The organism is Autumnicola aciditolerans (assembly GCF_041679265.1).
Taxonomy (GTDB): domain Bacteria; phylum Bacteroidota; class Bacteroidia; order Flavobacteriales; family Flavobacteriaceae; genus Autumnicola.
In genome coordinates this window covers 1-3,331 of record NZ_JBGFSM010000046.1, presented here as the reverse complement: position 1 = coordinate 3,331, position 3,331 = coordinate 1, and the positions used below count along the sequence as shown (strand labels likewise).

Sequence of the window (3,331 nt, the reverse complement as noted above, 5' to 3'; positions counted from 1 at the left end):
AAAAACCGCTTAAAGTAGCTTATTTTAATCTGGGTTTTTGAAAATTAATGGCTTGTGCAACGGTTACCGTTGTTGTAGCACGTTATTTCTTCATTCCTGTACTTTCAATCAGTTGGTCATTTTTATATTTTTCAATTTTGACAGTATCTCCTTTTTTGTCATAATACACCCAAATTGAATCTTTTTTATAACCACTATTATCGTCTGTATTTAATTTCCAAAATTTTGTAACTGCTATTTGTCCAGAATTATAATTCCACGTTTCGGATTTTATAGTAATTCCCTTTATTGGATTATAACCCGTTCCGCCTAAATGTATTTCAGGTCTTGCTAAGGAAGAAACCGCCCAGACTGATAATGGTGTACATAAAATCAAAAGAATTATTGTAGAAACTTTCATCTTATTACTAAACCATTCTCTTCGATTTCTATAGGCTAAGAATCCTACTGTTATTAGAGTTGCAATCCAGAACAGGGGAAAAATAAAAACATAAATCATTGCTCTCCCACCATTTAAAGTTTCTAAATTTCTAAAGAACAATAGATTTATAATTAAAAATCCTATAGCAATAAAAGTCAGAGTTTTATTTAATTTCATTTGCGTTTCCTATAATGTGCTACAACGGTTTCGTATAACGACAAGTGGCGCGGATTTATGGATGCGGATTTGTCGTTTAACAATTTTGTTGGTTCTGAAAACTAATTTAGTTCTTTTCTATCAAACCCGCCATTTGCGTTATACGTTGTTGTGCGCTGGCTTATAATAATAAACTTAATGAAAGTGAAATCATATTATTAAGGCAATGGAAACTTAAAGCATAGATAAATCCGTGTTTAATTCTAATATAACCAAAAAATAAACCACCAGTTGTATGTGGTAAGGTTAATATAGGAATTAAAAGAAAACTACTTGGTACTAAATCAAAATTACTAAAATGGAAAAATCCGAATGTTATAGCTGAGAAATAATAAATCCATCTAAAATTCTTCTGCCAAAAATGCTTAATTACAAGTTGGTACTTTTTAGAAAAATAAAATGCTAAAACACTCGTAACAAGACCTAAGCCATATCTATAATAAGTGGTTTCATTAAATTTTAATATTCCTACATCCTCAATCCTCGAAAGAATAGTCAAGGTGAATAATCCAATTGATACTGCTAAAAAAATTGGTTTAAAAATAATTGATAACCTAAACATAGCTTCCTCCACTAGAGGTGCTAGAAATGCTCCTAAAAGAAGAACAATTAATGGATGGTGATTTTGACTAAAACTTTGGGCCGCATCATTATTAATCTTAAAAAGTAATTCTATGATTAGAATTAGAAATGTCGAAATGAAAAGTTTAATTATATAAAATACAACTATCTCTTTTAATTTCTCTTTAAGTGAAAGGTCACTTGAAATATTATCTTTTGGATTTGCAATAAATGCAATTAATTCACGAAACTTTATAAAATATAATTTGGGTCTTCTTAATTTTATTTCTGGCATTTACTTTTTTTGAGCTTGCGCACAACGATTCATATAAAAACAGTGCTGCGGGCAAGCGTGATTTTCCGAAGGAAAATCAGGCGTAGCAAGCAAAGCCTGGATTTTTGATTTATCACTGGTTTTAGCATTGTTTTTTATATGGTGTTGTAAGGCGTCTTTTTACGATCCGTCGCAAATAAGCCTCAAATTTGGCCTTTTTCGTCATTCATTTTCTTAGATCGGCTACGGCCAAAAGTCCGCTTATTCACAAGCCTGAACATCCAAATGTACCAAAAAAAAGCGCCACTTGCGGCTGAGTGAGGATTCTAACCCGTAGCTTTTTTTCTTCCCTTTAGCCTCTGCCCTGCCGATCTTCTAAAATTTGCCGTCTGAGTTTTGCTGTTGATGCCTTACAACGGTTCATATAAAAACAGTGCTGCGGGCGAGCGTGATTGTCCGCAGGACAATCCGCTAAGCAAGCGAGCACGATGTTTCGATTAAAGACTGATTTAAGCATTGTTTTTATATGTTGTTGTGCCCCGTTTTATTTTATCTATCCCAATTGTCTGACTCAATTTTTTCAGACCGTTTTTAGAAATTATCCTAAAGCCTAATTCGATAAAAACAAATCGCAAAACTACAATATAGAGTACAGTCGGAATAATAAGGTCGGTCGAGTCCACTAATCCGTTTTGTATAACAACTATTGTAAATCCGATGATTGGGAATAAAAAAAGAATCCAAAAAAATCTTTTAAAATCTTTATTTACTTTGATTTCTAAAAATCCCGTTGATCTTTCCATCTTACACTTTAAAATACAAAATGCTCCATAAAGTTTTTTTGAAAGCTTTACTTCAAATTCGGTACCCTCAATTCTCCCAATAAAGGTCTGTCTATTCCAGTCAGAAACGAATTGGTCGTCAGATAAAGTTTCCTTTTGTAAACCACCAATAGCTTTCGAACTTTCGTTAATTAATGTTATCGAATATTCTTTAGATGGAAAAAGTTTCATTCAGTTTACAATGATTTTTTAAATGGGGCACAACGTCCCGGCTAAGAAACGTAGGGCTTTCGAAGCGACTAACTGTCCACCGAAACCGAAGTTTACTAAGTGAACGAAACTTGCTGAAAGCCTTGTCTGCCCTATGTTTTCTTAGCCATTGTTGCCAAACGTTTTTTATTTTAATTTCTCTTCAATTATCTTAAATGTCAAGTCCTGTGGAACACCAAGTTTTTGTCTGCCTGTATAAAATTCAGATTCAGAGTCGTATTCATATTTATTCTCTCTGCTGTTCCAATTTTTCAAATCGTAATTCCGAATGTCAATTATGTAAAATTTTGTCTCCTTTCGATATGGGAAGAGGCTGTCAGGTGGACTCCATCCATTACTAATATGATAGTAATTTCCATTTCGGATAAAAATGCTGTCTTCCTGCGAAAGGTATATTGTGTCGGCAGGATTTGAAAGTCTATAGTATCCTGTGCTGTCTCTATTGAAAAGCCGATTTGATATTTCTTCTTCTTTATTTGGGTGTTGTTTCGCAATGATAAAGTCGTCATTGAAACCAACTGCAAAAACGGTTTCTGGTATTATTGTAGAACCACCATATTCATTATGGTCAGAGTTTTCATAAATGCTTTGATATCGAGGTTCAGCCCACCACGACAGATTAAAATTCTTCGTCAAATGTTTCACTTCGGTCTGTTCGTCTATTATGCAACTATTCAGTGAAAAGAGAAGAAGAAATATGATTGAAATTCTCGTCATTTTTAATGTTTGGCAACGTGGCGTATAAAAACAGTGCGCTTGTGAGCTTGATTTTCCGTTAGGAAAATCAGGCGCAACCAAGGGGCACGG

General features: G+C 33.7%; 4 protein-coding genes. All 4 read right to left on the bottom strand.

What is annotated here, in order from left to right:
- Nucleotides 1–82: 82 nt before the first annotated feature.
- Entirely contained in the window at nucleotides 83–598 is a 516-nt protein-coding gene (locus AB8M93_RS18500; RefSeq protein WP_373060431.1) for a hypothetical protein, read from the bottom strand.
- Between the two features lie 160 nt (nucleotides 599–758).
- Nucleotides 759–1,493, bottom strand: a complete 735-nt coding sequence (locus AB8M93_RS18495) for a CPBP family glutamic-type intramembrane protease (RefSeq protein WP_373060429.1) — start codon at nucleotides 1,491–1,493, stop codon at nucleotides 759–761.
- 488 nt (nucleotides 1,494–1,981) lie between these two features.
- Complete coding sequence (locus tag AB8M93_RS18490) at nucleotides 1,982–2,485, bottom strand: hypothetical protein (RefSeq protein WP_373060427.1); 504 nt, start codon at nucleotides 2,483–2,485, stop codon at nucleotides 1,982–1,984.
- A gap of 165 nt (nucleotides 2,486–2,650) precedes the next feature.
- Nucleotides 2,651–3,331 (bottom strand): DUF3997 domain-containing protein (locus AB8M93_RS18485; protein ID WP_489671773.1); only part of this gene is annotated, 681 nt, incomplete at its 5' end.